Source organism: Streptomyces chryseus, assembly GCF_014650755.1.
In the GTDB taxonomy this organism is placed as follows: Bacteria; Actinomycetota; Actinomycetes; order Streptomycetales; family Streptomycetaceae; genus Streptomyces; species Streptomyces chryseus.
In genome coordinates this window covers 39,853-57,792 of sequence record NZ_BMVO01000026.1, presented here as the reverse complement: position 1 = coordinate 57,792, position 17,940 = coordinate 39,853, and the positions used below count along the sequence as shown (strand labels likewise).

Sequence of the window (17,940 nt, the reverse complement as noted above, 5' to 3'; positions counted from 1 at the left end):
ACTGACCATGCCGGCAACCGCCCCGCGCTTCGGAGCAGCCGCAGTGATCAGACTGCTGCTCGTCATCACGGCACTCCTCGCCACCCTGCTCGCAGGAGCCGCACCCGCGTCCGCCCACGCGGCGCTCACGGGAAGCAACCCGAAGGACGGGGCGGTCGTCGCCACCGCGCCCAAGCTCGTCACCCTCACGTTCTCCGAGAAGATCGCTCTCGGGAACGACTCGATCCGCGTCCTGGAACCGAGCGGAAAGCGCTCCGACAAGCGCGAAGTGAAGGACATGAGCAGCGGCGGCGTCGTCCAGTACGGCGTCGCCCTGCACGCCGGACTGCCCGACGGCACGTACACCGTCGCCTGGCAGGCCGTCTCCGCCGACAGCCACCCCATATCCGGGGCCTTCACCTTCTCCGTCGGCGCCCCCTCCAAGACCACCGTCGCCCTCCCCGAGACCACCGCCGGCGGCGGCCTCGTCGGCGCGCTCTACGGCATCGCCCGCTACACCGCGTACGCCGGCTTCATCCTGCTCGTCGGCGGCGGCGCGTTCGTCCTGGCCTGCTGGCACCGGGGCGCGGCCGAACGCCCGCTGCAACGCCTCGTCGTACAGGGCTGGATCACCCTCACCGCCTCCACCCTCGTGATGCTGCTGCTGCGCGCCCCGTACACCGGGTCGGGCCGGCTCGCCGACGCCTTCGACCTGAGCGGGCTCAAAGCCGTACTGGAGACCAAGACCGGCGCGGCGCTCGTCTCACGGCTGCTGCTGCTCGGCGCGGCCGCGCTCTTCGTCGCCGTGCTGTTCGGCGCGTACGCCAAGAGGGAGGACCCCCAGGAGAAGAAGGACCTCACCTTCGGCCTCACCCTCGGCGGCGGGGTCCTCGCCGCCGGGATCGCGGCCACCTGGGCGCTCTCCGAGCACGCCTCGACCGGCATCCAGCCCGGCCTCGCCATGCCCGTCGACGTACTGCACCTGCTGGCCGTCGCCACCTGGCTCGGCGGCCTCACCGCGCTGCTCGTCGCGCTCTACCGGGTGCCGGGCATCGAACGCGGCGCCGTGCGCGCCTTCTCCCGCGTGGCGTTCGCGAGCGTCGCCGTACTGGCCGCCACCGGCCTCTACCAGTCCTGGCGGCAGGTCGGTTCCTGGACCGCGCTGACCGGAACGGCGTACGGGCAGCTCCTGCTCGTCAAGATCGGTCTGGTCTCGCTCCTCGTCGGCATCGCCTGGATCTCACGCCGCTGGACCGGCCGGCTGGCCGAACAGGCCGCGGCCGAAGCCGACGAGCCGCAGGAGGAAGCGGCCGGCGCGGACACCGCCGAGGAGCCCGAACCCGTCACCGTGCCCGCGGACCCCGAACGCGCCGCCCAGCTCGCCCGGCAGAAGGCGGCCGTGGCGACCGCGCGCGTGAAGCGGGTACGCGACGCCGACCCCCAGCGGCTCGGCCTGCGGCGCTCCGTGCTCGCGGAAGCCTCGGTCGCCGTGGTGCTGCTGGCCGTCACGACCGTGCTGACCAGCACCGAGCCCGGACGCACCGAGGAGAAGGAGGCCGGACGCGACAGGGGCGCCGCCGCCCCCGCCCCGGCCGAGCCCGTCGACGTACGCATCCCCTTCGACACCGGCGGCGAGGACGGCAAGGGCACCGCGCGCGTCGAACTCGACCCCGCGCGCTCCGGCGCGAACGCCCTCCACGTGTGGCTCCAGCGGCCCAACGGGCGCGCCATGGACGCACCCGAGGTGAAGGTCGCGTTCACCGAGAACTCCAAGGAGATCGGTCCGCTCCCCGCCGCCCCCGACCGCATCGCCACCGGACACTGGAGCGCGAAGGCGGTGCAGATCCCCATGCCGGGCACCTGGGAGATCCAGCTGACCGTGCGCACCTCCGACATCGACCAAGTGACCGTCAAGAAGAACGTGAAGATCGGCTGACCGGCGTGAGCGACAAACCCGTGAGCGACCACCGAGCGAGCGACATCTCCAGGAGGCGGCTGATCGGCACCGCGGGCGCCGCCGGGGCGGCGGGCCTCGTGCTCGGCGCCACCGGCGGAGCCACCGTGTACGCCGCCGCCGGCCCCGGGGCGGCCCCCGACGGCAAGGCCCTGACGTCCGTCGGGTCCACCGCCGTCCCCTTCCACGGCGCCCACCAGGCCGGCATCACCACACCCCTGCAGGCCCGCGGCCACCTCGTCGCCTTCGACCTCGCCCCCGGCGCCGGCCGCAAGGAAGCCGCCGCGCTGCTGCGGCGCTGGTCGGAGGCGGCCCGCAGGATGACGGCCGGCCGGCCCCCCGCCGACGCCGGCGGCGACACGGGCGTCGCCCTCGACGCCGGGCCCTCCTCGCTGACCGTCACCTTCGGATTCGGCCGCACCTTCTTCGGCCGTACGGGACTGGACGCGCGGCGCCCCGCCGCCCTCGACCCGCTGCCCGACTTCTCCTCCGACCACCTCGACCCCCGGCGCAGCGACGGCGACCTGTGGGTGCAGATCGGCGCCGACGACGCGCTGGTCGCCTTCCACGCCCTGCGCGCGATCCAGAAGGAGGCCGGGGAAGCCGCCCGGGTGCGGTGGCAGATGAACGGATTCAACCGCTCCCCGGGCGCGACCGCGCACCCCATGACGACCCGCAACCTGATGGGACAGATCGACGGCACCGGGAACCCGAAGCCGTCCGAGAGCGACTTCGACCGGCGCGTCTTCGTGCCGGCCGACGGCGGGGCCGAGGGACCCGAGTGGATGGCGGGCGGCTCGTACGCCGTCGTACGCCGCATCCGGATGCTCCTCGACGACTGGGAGAAACTGGCGCGCGGCGACCAGGAGAAGGTCATCGGACGCCGGAAGAGCGACGGAGCGCCGCTGACCGGCGGCACCGAGACCACCGAGCTCGACCTGGACAAGGCGGGCCCCGACGGCAAGCCGGTCATCCCGGCGAACGCGCACGCCCGTATCTCCGCGCCCGAACAGAACGGTGGCGCGGCGATGCTGCGCCGGCCGTTCTCGTACCACGACGGGATCGGCGCGGACGGCACACCGGACGCGGGGCTGCTCTTCATCTGCTGGCAGGCGGACCCGCTGCGCGGCTTCGTGCCGGTGCAGCGCAAACTCGACCGGGGGGACGCGCTCTCGCCGTTCGTCCGGCACGAGGCGAGCGGACTGTTCGCGGTTCCCGGCGGGGCGCGGGACGGGGAATACGTGGGGCAGCGGCTCCTGGAGGGCTGAGCGAGGTCGTGCCGCGTTCCGCACGGGCCTCTCGTACGGCGCATTAAGGTGACCGTATGTCGGCAACGCGCTATGCCTATCTCGGCCCCGAAGGCACCTTCACCGAGGTCGCCCTCCGCACGCTCCCCGAAGCCGCCACCCGGGAACTCGTCCCGATGGTGTCCGTACCGGCCGCCCTCGACGCCGTACGCGGCGGGGAGGCGGCGGCCGCGCTCGTACCGATCGAGAACTCCGTCGAGGGCGGCATCACCGCGACGCTCGACGAGCTGGCCTCCGGCGAACCGCTGATGATCTACCGCGAGGTGCTGCTGTCGATCAGCTTCGCCCTGCTGGTGCGTCCCGGTACGAAGCTGACCGACATCAAGACGGTCACCGCGCACCCCGCCGCCCAGCCGCAGGTGCGCAACTGGATGAGGACGCACCTGCCCGACGCGCTGTGGGAGTCGGCGGCGTCCAACGCGGACGGCGCGCGGCTGGTGCAGGAGGGCCGGTACGACGCGGCCTTCGCGGGGGAGTTCGCCGCGGCGAAGTACGGCCTGGTGCCGCTCGTCACCGAGATCCACGACGCGGTGAACGCGCAGACCCGCTTCGTGCTCGTGGGGCGGCCCGCGCGGCCGGCGGCGCCGACCGGGGCGGACAAGACGTCGGTGGTCCTGTGGCTGGGCGACGACCACCCGGGCGCACTGCTCGAACTGCTGCAGGAGTTCGCGGTGCGCGGCGTCAACCTGATGCTGATCCAGTCCAGGCCGACGGGCGCGGGCATCGGCAACTACTGCTTCGCCGTGGATGCCGAGGGACACATCGCGGACCGGCGGGTGGGCGAGGCGCTGATGGGCCTCAAGCGGATCTGCCCGAACGTGCGGTTCCTCGGATCGTACCCGCGGGCGGGTGTGGCGGTCGAGAACGTGCGGGCATTGCGGCCGGGGACCTCGGACGCGGAGTTCGTCGCGGCGGCGGACTGGCTGGCGCGGAGCCAGGACGGGCGGGCCTGAGGGCCGGAGCGTTTCCGCCGGGTGGGCTGCTCCCGGGTGGGCTGCTGCTAGTCCTACCTGCAGATTTGCGTTATCCACAGAAGTTGTCCACAGGCACGCTTCTCGACCTGGGGACAAGTCGACAACACATCCCGACATCGTCGACAAATCTGCTCAGAGGGCCCCCTTCCGTCCACAGGGCGGCAGGTCGGCTCCTGTCACCCCAATTCCATTGATCAACTCTTTAGAGCGAGCAATTCCCACCCGAATGAGTGTGTGGGGAGGGTTTGGACCGGGAATCCTTCGCCCTTCACACACCTTTCGGAACGATCTCTTCCGGCATCCACAGATCTTTCGCACAGCCTGTGGATAAGTCTCCGAAGCCGCCCAAGCCTGTGGACAAGGGACCCGCCAACTCCCGCCTCCCGCAAGGGAAAAGCGTCAAGGGGTTGAGCGGAAAGTGCCCTGTTTCGGGGAATAGCGCCTTTTTATTGACGCATGCGGTGGGCGCCGGGGCGGGCGTCTGCCACTTTTCCCAATTTGGGCAATACGGGCAAAGTGCCACGCAATGCGATATCAAGTCGATCGGCGGAAGCGGTCGCGGGTAGCCTGGTGGGGTGATTGACCTTCGCCTGCTCCGTGAGGACCCCGACCGTGTTCGCGCCTCCCAGCGCGCCCGTGGAGAGGACGTCGCCCTCGTCGACGCCCTGCTCTCCGCCGACGAACGGCGCAGGTCGTCCGGCGTCCGCTTCGACGAGCTGCGCTCCGAGCAGAAGTCGCTCGGCAAGCTCATCCCCAGGGCCACGCCGGAGGAGCGCGCCGAGCTGCTCAAGAAGGCCGAGCAGCTCAAGACCGACGTGAAGGCCGCCGAGGCCGAACAGAACGAGGCCGACGAGGCCGCGAAGGCCCTCCTCCTCCAGCTCGGCAACATCGTCCACACGGACGTGCCCGTGGGCGGCGAGGAGGACTTCGTCGTCCTGGAGACGCACGGCACGATCCGCGACTTCGCCGCCGAGGGCTTCGAGCCCAAGGACCACCTGGAGCTCGGCGAGTCGCTCGGCGCCATCGACGTCGAGCGCGGCGCCAAGGTCTCGGGCTCGCGCTTCTACTACCTGACCGGCGTCGGCGCGCTCCTCGAACTGGCCCTCGTCAACGCGGCGATCGCGCAGGCCACCGAGGCCGGCTTCATCCCGATGCTCACCCCCGCGCTGGTCCGCCCGCGCGCCATGGAGGGCACCGGCTTCCTCGGCCAGGCCGCGGAGAACGTGTACCACCTGGAGAAGGACGACTACTACCTCGTCGGCACCTCCGAGGTACCGCTCGCCGCGTACCACATGGACGAGATCATCGACGCCGACAAGCTGCCGCTGCGGTACGCGGGCTTCTCCCCGTGCTTCCGCCGCGAGGCCGGCACGTACGGCAAGGACACCCGGGGCATCTTCCGGGTCCACCAGTTCGACAAGGTCGAGATGTTCTCGTACGTCGACCCGGCCGACGCGGAGAACGAGCACAAGCGGCTCCTGGACTGGGAGAAGCAGTGGCTGACCGGCCTCGAGCTGCCGTTCCAGGTCATCGACGTGGCCACCGGCGACCTCGGGTCGTCCGCGTCGCGCAAGTTCGACTGCGAGGCGTGGATCCCGACCCAGGGCAAGTACCGCGAGCTGACCTCCGCCTCGAACTGCGACGGGTTCCAGGCGCGCCGCCTGTCCGTGCGGATGCGCGACACCCGCGACGGCAAGAAGGTGCTGCAGCCGCTGGCGACGCTGAACGGCACGCTGTGCGCCGTACCGCGCACGATCGTGGCGCTCCTGGAGAACCACCAGCAGGCCGACGGCTCGGTGCGGGTGCCCGAGATGCTGCGTCCGTACCTCGGTGGGCGCGAGACGCTGGAGCCCCTCTCCAAGTGAGTACCGCCACCGGCACCGCGGGGCCGCGTCCCTTCCCGTACAAGCTCGTCGCGACAGACCTCGACGGGACGCTGCTGCGCTCCGACGGCACGGTCTCGGTCCGTACGCGCGACGCGCTCGCCGCCGCCACGGCGGCGGGCGCGGCGCACATCGTCGTCACCGGGCGCTCCGTCCCGTGGACCCGGCACATACTGGACGACCTCGGCTACGAGGGCCTCGCGGTCTGCGGTCAGGGCGCGCAGGTCTACCACGCCGGTGAGCACCGGCTGCTGACCTCGGTGACGCTGGACCGGCAGCTGGCCGGGCTGGCGCTGTCGAAGATCGAGGCGGAGGCCGGTCCGCTGGCGCTGGCGGCGAGCCGTGACGGGCTGGACGGCGAGGTGCTGGTCGGCGCGGGCTACCGGGTGCAGGAGGGCCCGTTGCCGTACGTGGGCTTCGAGGATCCCAGTGAGCTGTGGTCGGCGCCGCTGAACAAGGTCTACATCCAGCACCCGGACCTGGACGACGACGAACTGGCCCGGGTCGCGCGGCAGACCGTCGGGAACCTGGTCGACGTGGTGATGGCCGGTCCGGGCGTGGTGGAGCTGCTTCCGCTGGGCCTGAGCAAGGCGACGGGCCTGTCGCTGGCGGCGCGGCGGCTGAAGCTGAAGGCCGCCGACACGATCGCCTTCGGGGACATGCCCAACGACATCCCGATGTTCGGCTGGGCGGCGCACGGCGTGGCGATGGCGAACGCGCACGACGAACTCAAGGCCGTGGCGCACGAGATCACGGCGTCCAACGACCACGACGGCATCGCGGTCGTCCTGGAACAGCTGCTGAGCGGCTGAGTCGCCTTCCGCGGCTCCGCAAGCGCGCCGACGCCGCGGTACGGGTGGCGAGTGTTGGCCGGGTCGGCTTGTCACCGGCCAACACTCCTCCCCCGTGAGTGGTGCGTCACCCAGTGTGCCGGGTCCTCCGGGCGGCGTCATCTCATTTAATGAGTTGTAGGATGACTGGGCAACCGGGCGAATAACCCCGGTTGTCTGGACGGAAGCGGAGGCGGGCATGGTGCTGCGGGCGGCGGGACGGCAGTCCCTGGTGGACACCGTCGTGGAACAGTTGCGGGCGCAGCTGGCCGGGGGCGAGTGGGCCGTCGGCGACCGGATCCCCACCGAGCACGACCTCGCCGAGCAGCTCGGCGTCGGCCGCAACACGGTGCGCGAGGCGGTGCGCGTGCTGGTGCACGCGGGGCTGCTCGCCTCGCGCCAGGGCAACGGCACGTTCGTCCGCTCGGCCGCCGACCCCGCGGCGGTACTGCGCGGGATGCGGCACGCGAACGTACTCGACGTACTGGAGCTGCGGGTCGCGCTGGAGGCGGAGGCGGCGAGGCTGGCGGCCGTACGACGCGACGAGGCCGACCTGCGCACGCTGCGCCGGGTCCTCGCCGAGCTGCACGAGCAGGGCGACCGGGCCGCGGACGCGGACCTCGCCTTCCACCTCGGCGTGGTCGAGGCGACGCACAACGCGGCGTTCACCGAGGTCTACCGCTTCTTCTCCGCCCAGGTCCACGAAACGCTGGTCACCTCGCTCGGCGACCACGAGATGCCGCCGATCGACCTGGCCGCGCACGGGGCGCTGGTCGACGCGATCGAGGCCGGCGATCCGGCGGCGGCCGAACAAGCCGCGCGGGCCGTGCTCCAGGCGCCGATCGACGTGGTGACGTCCCTGATCACCCGCTGACCTCGCGCCTCTTCCCTCTCTTGTCCCTTGTCTCTTGCATCCCCTCGTCTCTTGCATCCCCTCGAAAGGCGCTCGTCTTGTCACGCCCGGATTCCGATCAACTGCTCCTGGACGCCGAGGCCGACGTACGGCTGTCGCCTCAGGGGGCCGCCGCGAGAAGGGCGTTGCTCGCGCGTCCGGTGGTGCTGCTGATCGGGATCGTGCTCGCGTCCGTCAACATGCGGGCGGCGCTGGCGAGTGCGTCGCCGCTGGTGAGCGAGATCCGCGAGACGTTCGGGCTGTCGTCGACGGCGACCAGCCTGGTGACGTCCGTGCCGGTGCTGTTCCTCGGTGTGGGCGCGATGGTGGCGCCGTGGCTGGGGCGGCGGTTCGGGACCGAAGTGGTGCTGCTGTGCGCGTTGTTGCTGCTGGGTGCGGGCATCGTGGTGCGGGTACTGCCGGCCGTGCCGGCGCTGTACGGCGGCAGCCTGCTGATCGGGCTGGCGATCGCCCTGCTCAACGTCCTCATGCCGGGGCTGATCAAGCGCGACTTCCCGGGCAGGGCCGCGTCGATGACGTCGGTCTACACCGGCGCGATGATCGCGGGCGCGACGGTCGCGGCGGCGGCCTCGGTGCCGCTGGAGAAGGCGTTCGGGGACAGCTGGGAGGCGTCGCTGGCGTTCTGGTCGCTGCTCGCCGTGGTGGCGGCCCTCGCGTGGCTGCCGCAGGTGCTGATCGCCCGGGGCCGTACGGGCCATGAGGTGCGGGCCGCCTCGCCGCGCGGCGGCGAGAGCCGAAGGGTGTGGCGGTCGGCGCTGGCGTGGCAGGTGACGCTCTTCATGGGGCTCCAGTCGCTCTGGTCGTACGTCCTGATCGCCTGGATGCCGACGATCTTCACGGACCACGGAATGAGCCGCTCCACGGCCGGTGTGGTCTTCGCCTTCAACAACCTCGTCCAGGTCGCCGGCGCCTTCGTCGTGCCGCTGCTCGCGGGACGCATGCGCAGCCAGCGCCCGCTGATCGTGCTGGTCACGACGATGGTCGCGGCCGGTTACGCCGGGCTGATGGCCGCCCCGGTGTCCGGCGCGTGGCTCTGGTCCGCGGTCCTCGGCGTCGGCCAGGGCGGTGCGGTCGGCCTGGCGCTGACGCTGATCGTGCTGCGCTCGGGCGACGCGGTGACGGCGGCCCGGCTGTCCGGGATGGCGCAGACGGTGGGCTACCTGCTGGCCGCGGCGGGCCCGCTGGCGGCGGGCGCGGTGTACGAGGCCACCGGAAGCTGGACCGTGCCGATCGCCCTGATGCTGGGGGTGTGCGCGGCGGCCCTGGTGGTGGGTCTGTTCGCGGCGCGCGACCGGAAGGTGTAGCAGGCTGGTCCTCGTGACCGGATCCGATGTACGGGTGCGCAGGGTGTACGAGCCGCCGTCGGCCGACGACGGTACGCGCGTCCTGGTGGACCGCCTGTGGCCGCGCGGCCTGAGCAAGGAGGCGGCGCGGGTCGACGCGTGGCCGAAGGACCTCACCCCGTCGACGGAACTGCGCCGCTGGTACCACGCCTCGTCCGGCGACTTCGAGGAGTTCGCCCGCCGGTACGAGTCCGAGCTCGCGGCGCCGCAGGCGGCAGCGGCCCTGGACGGTGTCCGTACGCTCACCGAGGCCGGCCGGGTCACGCTGCTGACCGCCGCCAAGGACCCGGACCACAGCCACACCGCCGTACTGCGGCGCCTGCTGCTGGCCTGAGTTCCCCGGCGGCGGCCGGTCCTCAGCGGCGCTTGCGCCTCCTGCCGCCCTGACCCCGCTCCAGGGCGCTCAGCCGGTGGGAGACGTCGTCCAGCCTGCGGTCGATGCGGTCCTCCATGCGCCGCATGTGGTCGGAGAGGTCGCAGAGCCGGTTGCTCAGGGCGCCGACCACCTGGTTCGTGGCGTCGAGGCGCCGGTCGAGCCGGTCCAGCCGTACCGAGATCCCGTTGATGACGGGGCCCAGCTCCTGGAGCGCGCGCCCCACCGTGTCGAGGTGGGTCTCCACCTTGGTGACACGCCGGTCGAGCGAGGCGTAACCCGCGCGCCAGCCGTTCTCCTCGGCGTCGAGGAGGTACGTACGGACGCATCGCGCGATGTCGCTGTCGCGAAGAAGCATCGCTACGTTGAGGACGGTGCGGCGGGTGAAGAGCCGCAGCTGGGTAGCCGCCTGTGGATAACTTTCCGCCCCCTGGGTTCCCCATAGCGACATCATGTCGCTATGGAAGGACCGCAGGTCAGCACCCCGGAGGGTGCGCATGCCGTTCTCGGTGAACTCCCCGTGGTGCCGGTCTGTGAGCCTCCGCAGGGTGACTGTGGATACTTCGAAGTACCGGGCCACGTCCTCTGTGCGCATGTGAATTCCGTCGGGGAGCATGACAAGCGCCTTGACCTTGTCCAGGACGTCGAGGCGCACCAGATGCTCGTCGCGCAGGGTGCGCGATTCGAGCAGGGTGACTTCTGAGGGCATGAGGATGCCTTCCGTTCGTGAAAGCCGGTGATGGACAGCCCTGTCCCCGGGCTCTTGGGGGCGGAGGACGCTCAAGGTGGCTACTCACTCTGGTGACCGGCCCGGATCCGTTCCGGCACCGGCAATCCCCGAATTCACGAACGCTCGACGTATCAGATTCCAGTTGCCTCCACGCAGAGGGAACAACGAGCCGATAAACGTACAGTCACGCGGAAACGCGTCAACCCCCGCCCATGGGGCGGGGGTTGACGGACTGCAGGATTCCGCTTGTCGGGGTTACTCCTCGCCCGCGAGCTTGAGCGTGCGGAGCTTCTGGCCCGCGTACCAGGTCGCCGCGACCGTCACCAGCGCCAGCAGGATCGTCGCCGTGGGCAGGGCGACGTCCGAGGTGATGGTGCCGTTCTCGCCGATGCGTTCGGCCAGGGACAGCGCCCACTGCTGGACGCTGAGCGTGCGCGCACCCGGGACGAGGCTGCCGAACAGCGTCTCCCACACCAGCGCGTAGACGAGGCCGAAGACCACCGCGTGGCGGCTGACCGTACCGAGCAGGAGGAAGATCGCGCTGTACGCGATCGAGGCGACCAGCGCCGCGACCGTGTACGCGATGGCGATCTGCCCGCCGTTGCCGTTGAGGATCAGACCCGCGACGAAGGTGGGGATCGCGGAGAAGGCCATCGTCACCGCGATCGCGACGATCAGCTTGGTGAAGATGATCGTGGACCGCTTCACCGGCTTGGCGAGCAGGTAGACGATCGAGCCGTCGTCGATCTCCGGTCCGATCGCGCCGGTGCCCGCGATCACGCCGATCAGCGGGACCATCGTGGCGATCGCGAAACCGCCCAGGACGTCGGACGCGATCTGGTCGTCCGCGCCCGTGAGCAGCCGTACCGCCGCCGAGATGGCGATCAGCAGGGCCGGCAGGACGAAGAGGATGGCGGCCCTGCGGCGGCCGAGGAGGGCCCGGTAGGTGAGCCGGGCGACTGTGGGTTCGTAGATCATCGCTGCAAGCTCCTTTCAGGCCGCTACGAGGTAGGAGAAGACCGATTCGAGCGACTCGTCGGAGGGCGAGACCGTCAGCAGCCGGATGCCGTGCGCGCGGGCGACCTGCGGCAGCAGCGCGGTGAACCGGCCGAAGTCGACGGCCTGCACCCGCAGCGCCCCTTCCGCCAGGTCCACCTCGATGCCCGCCGTCGACGGGTCCGCGATGAGCGCCGCCGCGAGCGCGCGGTCGTCGCTGGACCGTACGAGATAGCGGTGCGGGCGGTCCGTCATCAGGCGGCGGATCTTGCGGAAGTCGCCGGAGGCGGCGTGCCGTCCGGCCACGATGACCTCGATGTGCGAGGCGAGCTGTTCGACCTCCTCCAGGATGTGGGAGGAGAAGAGGACAGTACGGCCCTCCGCGCCCATCCGCCGCAGCAGCTCCATCAGCTGCATGCGCTGGCGCGGGTCCATGCCGTTGAACGGCTCGTCCAGGAGCAGCACCGACGGGTTGTGCACGAGCGCGGACGCCATCTTCACGCGCTGGCGCATGCCCTTGCTGTACGTCGCGATCTTGCGGTCCTGCGCGTACTCCATCTCGACGGTCGCGAGCGCCTGCTGCGCCGCGCCGGCGGTCAGGCCGTGCAGTTCGGCGTTGGCGACGACGAATTCGCGGCCCGTGAGGAAGTCGTACATCGCCTCCCGCTCGGGGACGATCCCGATCTCCTTGTAGACGGACTCGTTGCGCCAGATCGGCTTCCCGTCGAGGGTGACGGTGCCGGTCGAGGGGGCGAGGAAGCCGCCCATCATGTTGATCAGGGTGGACTTGCCGGCGCCGTTGGGGCCGAGCAGACCGGTCACGCCGGGGCCGACCCGCATCGTGATGTCGTTGACCGCCACCACGTTGCCGAACCAGCGCGAGGTGTGGTCGATGTCGATGGTGGTCACAGCCCGACCTTTCGGTAGCGGCGCATCAGCACGGCGTACGAGCCGACGATGAGCGCGAGGACGGCGAGCAGGTAGACCACGCCACTGCCGGCCGAGGGGCCTTCCCCTCCGGGGAAGGCGGAGGTGGCGCCGAGGAAGGCGGTCTGTACGCCGTCGATGAGCGTCAGGGGGGAGAACAGGCCGAGCCACTCGACCGCCCCGGTGGAGCCCTGCTCCCAGGCGATCACCTGGACCGTGGACACCGCGCCGTACGAGATGGTCAGTACGGCGATGACGGCGGCCACGCCGAAGCCGCGGCGCGGGGTGAGGGCGGCCATCACCAGGCCGACGCCGGCGAAGAGGACGGACAGCAGTGCCACGGACACCAGCCCCTGTGCGAACGCCTTCGTCTGGTCCGCGAAGTCGAATTCGGCGAGCAGCGCGCCGGCGTACAGGATCACCAGCGGGGTCGCCGTGAGGACGAAGAGGGCCGAGGCCATCGCCGCGTACTTGGCGAGGACGTAGTCGACGCGCTCGATGGGGCGGGAGAAGTACAGCGGGACGGTCTTGAAGCGCAGGTCGCGCGAGACGGACTGCGGGGCCTGGGAGGCCAGGTACAGGCCGATGACCGCCTGCATGACGATGGCGTACCGCGTGTACTTCACCGGCAGGTCGGTCATGCCGGGCCCGGCCACCGCGACCGCGACGATGATGGCCGCGACGAGGCACATCACCGCGAAGAGGATCATCGGCAGGACCTTGGACTTGGCGCTGCGGCCCAGTCCGTAGGCCCCGCGCAGGGACTGCGAGAAGAGCGAGCGGCGGGCGTAGGACCGGCCGAGGCGGGGGCCGTCGTACGACCGGTAGCCGATGTTGTGGATACGGGTCGGGTCGGTGCCCTGCGGTGTCGTGAGCTCAGCCGGCATCGCGGCCGCCTCCCTTCTGCTGCACGGCGTGTTGTACGGCGTGCTGTACGGGCTGTACGGCGGCGGGCTCACGGGCGGCTTCGGCAGCGGCTTCCCCAGCGGCAGCGGCTTCGGCGTCCGCGTCGGCCGTGCGGAAGACCTCCGCGATGTGGTGGCGGCGCTGTTCCATCCGCACGAGCCCGATCCCGAGGTCGGCGACGGTGTCGCGCACCAGGTCGTACGTCTCCTCGCCGGTCGCTTCGACGAGCAGGATGTGGCCCGCTCCGGGCAGACCGTCCTCCACGCGCGCGTGGAGCTTCGCTCCGGCGGCGGTCAGGGCCTCGCGTACGGCGCGGGTGCCGTCGGGGTGGGTGTCGCTGTCCGTCACCTCGACGGCGAGGGTGGCGGTGGTCTGGGTGAAGTCACTGGTGGAGCTGGACCGCAGCAGCTTGCCGCCGTCGATCACGACGACGTGGTCGCAGGTGCGTTCCAGCTCGCCGAGAAGGTGCGAGGTGACCAGCACCGAGATGCCGAAGTCGGTGAAGACGCGGCGGATGAGGCCGAGCATCTCGTCGCGGCCGACAGGGTCGAGGCCGTTGGTCGGCTCGTCGAGGAGGACCAGCTTCGGGTCGTGGACCAGGGCCTGGGCCAGCTTCACGCGCTGCTTCATGCCGGTCGAGTAGCCGCCGATGGGGCGGTAGCGCTCCTCGTACAGGCCGACGTGGCGCAGGGTGTCGGCGGTGCGTTCACGGGCGGCGGTCGGCGGGAGCCCCGACATGCGTGCCATGTGGACGACGAACTCGGTGGCCGAGACGTCCGGTGGCAGCGCGTCGTGTTCGGGCATGTAGCCGACCTGCTCGCGGATGGCCCCGCCGCTGGTGGCGACGTCCAGGCCGAGCACGGCGGCCGTGCCCTCCGTGGCGGGGGACAGACCCAGCAGGATCTTGATCAAGGTGGACTTGCCGGCTCCGTTGGCGCCCACCAGGCCGGTCACACCGGGTCCGATGTCCAACGAGAGCCGGTCAAGAGCGGTCACCCTCGGGAACCGCTTGCTCAGGCTTTCGGTCGCGATCACAGTCACGTTCTCGAAGGTAGTGGCGCGGAACACAGGCCGCGTCAGACCAGGCGGCTGGATCGGTGTCCGACTCAAGGCGTACGGGCCCGTAGGGGCACACCGCTCCCGCCGGCCCGTTTTCCCCGCCCGTGTTTCCACAGGTAACGCAGACCTCTTGACGTCGCCGCCGGGCATTGTCACATTCATCAGTGTCAAGTTACGACCGCGTACCGCAACACGGGACGGACAGGTGGCATGGCCTCAGCAGCAGTCTCAGCAGTCTCCGCGTCGCAGGGCGAACTCACCACGCGGTTGCGGGGGTTCCGGGAGGTGCAGCGCCTCGCCTATGCCTGTGCGGAAGCCGTCGCGGCCCAGCTCAAGCCGGGGGTGACGGAGCGAGAGGCGGCGCGGATGCAGCGCGAGTGGCTGCGGGAGCGGGGGGTCGCCGACTGGTTCCACCTGCCCTTCGCCTGGTTCGGGGACCGTACGGCGTTCGTCGGCTTCCGAGTGCCGCTGCAGTTCTTCCCCACCAACCGGCGGCTGGAGGCGGGAATGCCGTTCATCCTCGACATGGCCCCGGTGCACCAGGGCTTCACGGCCGACGTCGGCTACTCGGGATGCCTCGGCCTCAACCCCGTGCACGACAAGCTCCTCGCCGACCTCGAACCGCACCGCGAGCTGATCCTGCGCGAGGTGCGCGAGCGGCGGCCGCTGCGGGAGATCTACGAGGACGTCGAGCGGCTCATGACCCGCCAGGGATACGCCAACCGGCACCGCGCGTACCCCTTCGGCGTCATCGCCCACAAGGTCGGCCGGGTGAAGGAGCGGCGCTGGTCGCCGCGTCTCTTCGGGTTCGGGACGCAGGCGCTGAAAGGGCTGGCGAGCGACGCGCTGCACGGACACCGCGACGGCTGGTCGCCGCTGTGGAGCCCGTACACCTTCTCCGACCATCCACCGCGGCCGGGCCTGTGGGCGGTCGAACCGCACCTCGGATTCCGGGGCACGGGCGCGAAGTTCGAGGAGATCCTGGTGGTGACGGACTCCAAGGACCCCGAGCAGAGCGCGTTCTGGCTCGACGACGATCTGCCGCACGTGCGGCGCTGGGCAGAGGAGAAGTCGGCGTGAGTATCGAGCAGGCCACCGAGCGGTGGGTGCGTACCGGCGGAGTCGAGCTGTGCGTCGCCGAACTGGGCGACCCGGCGCGGCCGACCGTCCTTCTGGTGCACGGCTACCCGGACAGCAAGGAGGTGTGGGCCGAGGTCGCGTCCCGGCTCGCCGCGCACTTCCACGTGGTGCTGTACGACGTACGCGGCCACGGCAGGTCCACGGCACCCCGGCCGCTGCGCGGCGGCTTCACCCTGGAGAAGCTGACGGACGACTTCCTCGCCGTCGCGGACGCGGTGAGCCCGGACAAGCCGGTGCACCTCGTCGGGCACGACTGGGGGTCCGTGCAGGCCTGGGAGTTCGTGACGGTCGAGCGCACCGAGGGCAGGATCGCCTCCTTCACCTCGATGTCCGGCCCCTCCCTCGACCACTTCGGGCACTGGATCAAGAAGCGGATGGCCCGGCCGACCCCCCGCCGGGCCGCCCAGCTCCTCGGGCAGGGCGCCAAGTCCTGGTACGTCTACCTGCTGCACACCCCGGTCCTGCCGGAGCTGGCCTGGCGCGGGCCCCTCGGCAGGCAGTGGCCGAAGATCCTCCAGCGGGTGGAGAAGGTGCCGGCCGGTGACTACCCGACGGCGTCGCTGCCGCAGGACGCGGCCCGCGGCGCCTGGCTCTACCGGGACAACGTCCGCGCCCGGCTGCGCAGGCCGCGCGCCGACGCGTACGCCCATGCGCCCGTGCAGCTGATCACACCCACCGGCGACGCGTTCCTCTCGGAGCGGCTCTACGACGACCTGGAGCAGTGGGCGCCGCAGCTCGTGCGGCGCTCGCTGCCCGCCAAGCACTGGGTGCCGCGCACCAGGCCCGACCAGCTGGCCGCGTGGATCGGGGAGTTCGTCACGGCCACCGAGGACACCGCGGCCGGAGTCGCGCCCCGGGACACGGCGGCGAGCGGTCCGTACGCCGACCGGTTCGGCGGGCAGCTGGTCCTGGTGACGGGGGCGGCCAGCGGCATCGGGCGGGCCACCGCCTACGCGTTCGCCGAGGCGGGGGCGCGGATCGTGGCGGTGGACCGGGACGCGGAGGGCGCGGCCCGTACGGCGGAGATGGCGCGGCTGATCGGGGCGCCGGACGCCTGGGCGGAGACGGTCGACGTCAGCGACGAGCAGGCCATGGAGAAGCTCGCCGAAAAGGTCGCAGCCGAGTACGGCGTCGTCGACGTGCTGGTCAACAACGCCGGCGTCGGCATCTCGGGGTCCTTCCTCGACACCACGCCCGAGGACTGGAAGAAGGTCCTGGACGTGAATCTGTGGGGCGTCATCCACGGCTGCCGCCTCTTCGGGAAGCAGATGGCCGACCGCGGCCAGGGCGGCCACATCGTCAACACCGCGTCGGCGGCCGCGTACCAGCCGTCGAAGGCCCTGCCCGCCTACAGCACGTCGAAGGCGGCGGTGCTGATGCTGAGCGAGTGCCTGCGGGCGGAGCTCGCCGGCCGGGGCATCGGGGTCAGTGCCATCTGCCCCGGACTCGTCAACACCAACATCACCTCGACCGCGCGGTTCGCCGGGGTCTCGGCGGACGAGGAGAAGCGCAGGCAGCGGAAGTCCTCCCGCCTGTACGGGCTGCGCAACTACCCGCCGGAGAAGGTCGCCGACGCGGTCCTGAAGGCCGTCGTACGCAACCAGGCGGTCGTACCGGTGACGCCCGAGGCGCGCGGCGCCCGCCTCCTCTCGCGCCTGGCACCGAGGGCCCTGCGCGCGATCGCCCGGATGGAGCCGCCGCTGTGAGCACCGACGGGCCGTACGCCATCGTCCCTCGCCGGGTCTCCTTCGACTGGCGCGATACGCCGCTGCACTGGATACCGGACGAGCCGACCGCCACCCACGTGATCAACGTGCTGCACCTGCTGCTGCCGGCGGGGGAGCGGTGGTTCGTCAGGGTCTTCAAGGAGGCGCTGCCGCTGGTCCGGGACCCGGAGCTGCTCAAGGACGTCAAGGGGTTCATGGGGCAGGAGGCCACGCACAGCGTGCAGCACGCCTACGTGCTGAACCACCTGGCCGGACAGGACCTGGACACCGCCGCGTACACCCGGCACGTCGACTTCCTCTTCGAGAAGCTCCTCGGCGAGAAGCCTCCCTTCGGGGCGCCGGTCCCCGCCCCGGAGTGGCTGCGGTTCCGGCTGTCGCTGGTCGCCGCGATCGAGCAGTTCACCGCCGTACTGGGCGACTGGGTGCTGCACGCCGAGGGCCTCGACCACGCCGGCCCGGACGCCGTGATGCTCGACCTGCTGCGCTGGCACGGCGCCGAGGAGGTCGAGCACCGTGCCGTGGCCTTCGACATGTACCAGCACTGCGGGGGTGCGGGGCTGCCCCGGTACGTACGGAGGGTCGAGGGCATGGTGGTGGTCGCCCCGGTGCTGCTGTGGCTGTGGGCGTGGGGCGCGGCGTACCTGATCCGCCACGACCCGCTGCTCGCCGGCCGGCTGCGGTACTCGCTGCGGGAGCACAACAGGGCCGTCGCCAGGGGACTGCTGCCGACCTGGCGCGAGCTGGGCTCCGCGATACCGCGCTACTTCCGGCGGTCGTACCATCCCTCCCAGGAAGGCTCGCTGCGCAAGGCCGTCGAGTACCTGGCGACCTCTCCCGCGGCCCGCGCCGCGGCGGGGGCGGTGGGACGGGCGGCGCTGTCGTAGGCGGGGACGGGTGAG

16 protein-coding genes are annotated in these 17,940 nt (G+C 71.2%); 11 read left to right on the top strand and 5 right to left on the bottom strand.

Annotation, left to right across the window (positions count from 1 at the left end; genetic code table 11):
• Window positions 1-7 precede the first annotated feature (7 nt).
• The 8 genes from IE185_RS27870 (at window position 8) to IE185_RS27835 (ending at window position 9,517) form a co-directional block, all read left to right on the top strand.
• Window positions 8-1,915 (top strand): copper resistance CopC/CopD family protein, encoded by a 1,908-nt coding sequence (locus IE185_RS27870; protein WP_189716240.1) that lies wholly within the window; start codon window positions 8-10, stop codon window positions 1,913-1,915.
• A 5-nt stretch (window positions 1,916-1,920) separates the two neighbouring features.
• The gene (efeB, locus tag IE185_RS27865) at window positions 1,921-3,201 is read left to right on the top strand and encodes an iron uptake transporter deferrochelatase/peroxidase subunit (protein WP_249040301.1); all 1,281 of its coding nucleotides are present in this window, start codon (window positions 1,921-1,923) and stop codon (window positions 3,199-3,201) included.
• Window positions 3,202-3,257: 56 nt separating this feature from the next.
• Entirely contained in the window at window positions 3,258-4,193 is a 936-nt protein-coding gene (gene pheA, locus IE185_RS27860) for a prephenate dehydratase (RefSeq protein WP_138899233.1), read from the top strand.
• Between the two features lie 596 nt (window positions 4,194-4,789).
• A complete protein-coding gene (gene serS, locus IE185_RS27855; protein ID WP_138895025.1) occupies window positions 4,790-6,079 on the top strand; it encodes a serine--tRNA ligase in 1,290 nt (429 codons plus the stop codon).
• Window positions 6,076-6,909: an HAD family hydrolase gene (locus IE185_RS27850; protein WP_138895026.1), complete on the top strand. Its 834-nt coding sequence runs from the start codon at window positions 6,076-6,078 to the stop codon at window positions 6,907-6,909. Before serS ends, IE185_RS27850 begins: the two co-directional genes overlap by 4 nt.
• A gap of 217 nt (window positions 6,910-7,126) precedes the next feature.
• Window positions 7,127-7,801 (top strand): FadR/GntR family transcriptional regulator, encoded by a 675-nt coding sequence (locus IE185_RS27845; protein ID WP_138895027.1) that lies wholly within the window; start codon window positions 7,127-7,129, stop codon window positions 7,799-7,801.
• A gap of 77 nt (window positions 7,802-7,878) precedes the next feature.
• Complete coding sequence (locus IE185_RS27840) at window positions 7,879-9,144, top strand: CynX/NimT family MFS transporter (RefSeq protein ID WP_138895028.1); 1,266 nt, start codon at window positions 7,879-7,881, stop codon at window positions 9,142-9,144.
• A gap of 13 nt (window positions 9,145-9,157) precedes the next feature.
• Entirely contained in the window at window positions 9,158-9,517 is a 360-nt protein-coding gene (locus IE185_RS27835) for a DUF488 domain-containing protein (RefSeq protein WP_138895029.1), read from the top strand.
• A 22-nt stretch (window positions 9,518-9,539) separates the two neighbouring features.
• Here IE185_RS27835 and IE185_RS27830 read toward each other — a convergent pair whose 3' ends face one another.
• The 5 genes from IE185_RS27830 to IE185_RS27810 form a co-directional block, all read right to left on the bottom strand.
• A complete protein-coding gene (locus IE185_RS27830) occupies window positions 9,540-10,265 on the bottom strand; it encodes a hypothetical protein (protein ID WP_138895030.1) in 726 nt (241 codons plus the stop codon).
• Window positions 10,266-10,541: 276 nt separating this feature from the next.
• A complete protein-coding gene (locus tag IE185_RS27825) occupies window positions 10,542-11,261 on the bottom strand; it encodes an ABC transporter permease (protein ID WP_138895041.1) in 720 nt (239 codons plus the stop codon).
• Window positions 11,262-11,279: 18 nt separating this feature from the next.
• Window positions 11,280-12,191 carry an ABC transporter ATP-binding protein gene (locus tag IE185_RS27820; RefSeq protein ID WP_138895031.1) on the bottom strand — a complete coding sequence of 304 codons (912 nt, stop codon included), beginning with the start codon at window positions 12,189-12,191 and terminating at the stop codon, window positions 11,280-11,282.
• A complete protein-coding gene (locus IE185_RS27815) occupies window positions 12,188-13,096 on the bottom strand; it encodes an ABC transporter permease (RefSeq protein ID WP_138895032.1) in 909 nt (302 codons plus the stop codon). Before IE185_RS27815 ends, IE185_RS27820 begins: the two co-directional genes overlap by 4 nt.
• Window positions 13,086-14,156 carry an ABC transporter ATP-binding protein gene (locus IE185_RS27810; protein ID WP_229843732.1) on the bottom strand — a complete coding sequence of 357 codons (1,071 nt, stop codon included), beginning with the start codon at window positions 14,154-14,156 and terminating at the stop codon, window positions 13,086-13,088. Before IE185_RS27810 ends, IE185_RS27815 begins: the two co-directional genes overlap by 11 nt.
• A gap of 228 nt (window positions 14,157-14,384) precedes the next feature.
• On the opposite strand from IE185_RS27810, the gene IE185_RS27805 reads away from it, so the two are divergent.
• The 3 genes from IE185_RS27805 to IE185_RS27795 are packed head-to-tail and all read left to right on the top strand — an operon-like array spanning window position 14,385 to window position 17,925.
• Complete coding sequence (locus IE185_RS27805; protein ID WP_138895033.1) at window positions 14,385-15,254, top strand: M24 family metallopeptidase; 870 nt, start codon at window positions 14,385-14,387, stop codon at window positions 15,252-15,254.
• Window positions 15,251-17,020, top strand: coding sequence for an SDR family oxidoreductase (locus IE185_RS27800; protein WP_138895034.1), 1,770 nt, complete (start codon window positions 15,251-15,253; stop codon window positions 17,018-17,020). The genes IE185_RS27805 and IE185_RS27800 overlap by 4 nt, the downstream gene beginning before the upstream one ends.
• A complete protein-coding gene (locus IE185_RS27795; RefSeq protein WP_138895035.1) occupies window positions 17,017-17,925 on the top strand; it encodes a metal-dependent hydrolase in 909 nt (302 codons plus the stop codon). Before IE185_RS27800 ends, IE185_RS27795 begins: the two co-directional genes overlap by 4 nt.
• Window positions 17,926-17,940: the final 15 nt, after the last annotated feature.

What these genes read in the sequence shown, in the direction of transcription:
- IE185_RS27870 (WP_189716240.1), top strand. Translation starts at nt 8, where the DNA reads ATGCCGGCAACCGCCCCGCGCTTCGGAGCAGCCGCAGTGATCAGACTG.
- pheA (WP_138899233.1), top strand. Translation starts at nt 3,258, where the DNA reads ATGTCGGCAACGCGCTATGCCTATCTCGGCCCCGAAGGCACCTTCACC.
- IE185_RS27845 (WP_138895027.1), top strand. Translation starts at nt 7,127, where the DNA reads ATGGTGCTGCGGGCGGCGGGACGGCAGTCCCTGGTGGACACCGTCGTG.
- IE185_RS27830 (WP_138895030.1), bottom strand. Translation starts at nt 10,265, where the DNA reads ATGCCCTCAGAAGTCACCCTGCTCGAATCGCGCACCCTGCGCGACGAG.
- IE185_RS27815 (WP_138895032.1), bottom strand. Translation starts at nt 13,096, where the DNA reads ATGCCGGCTGAGCTCACGACACCGCAGGGCACCGACCCGACCCGTATC.
- IE185_RS27805 (WP_138895033.1), top strand. Translation starts at nt 14,385, where the DNA reads ATGGCCTCAGCAGCAGTCTCAGCAGTCTCCGCGTCGCAGGGCGAACTC.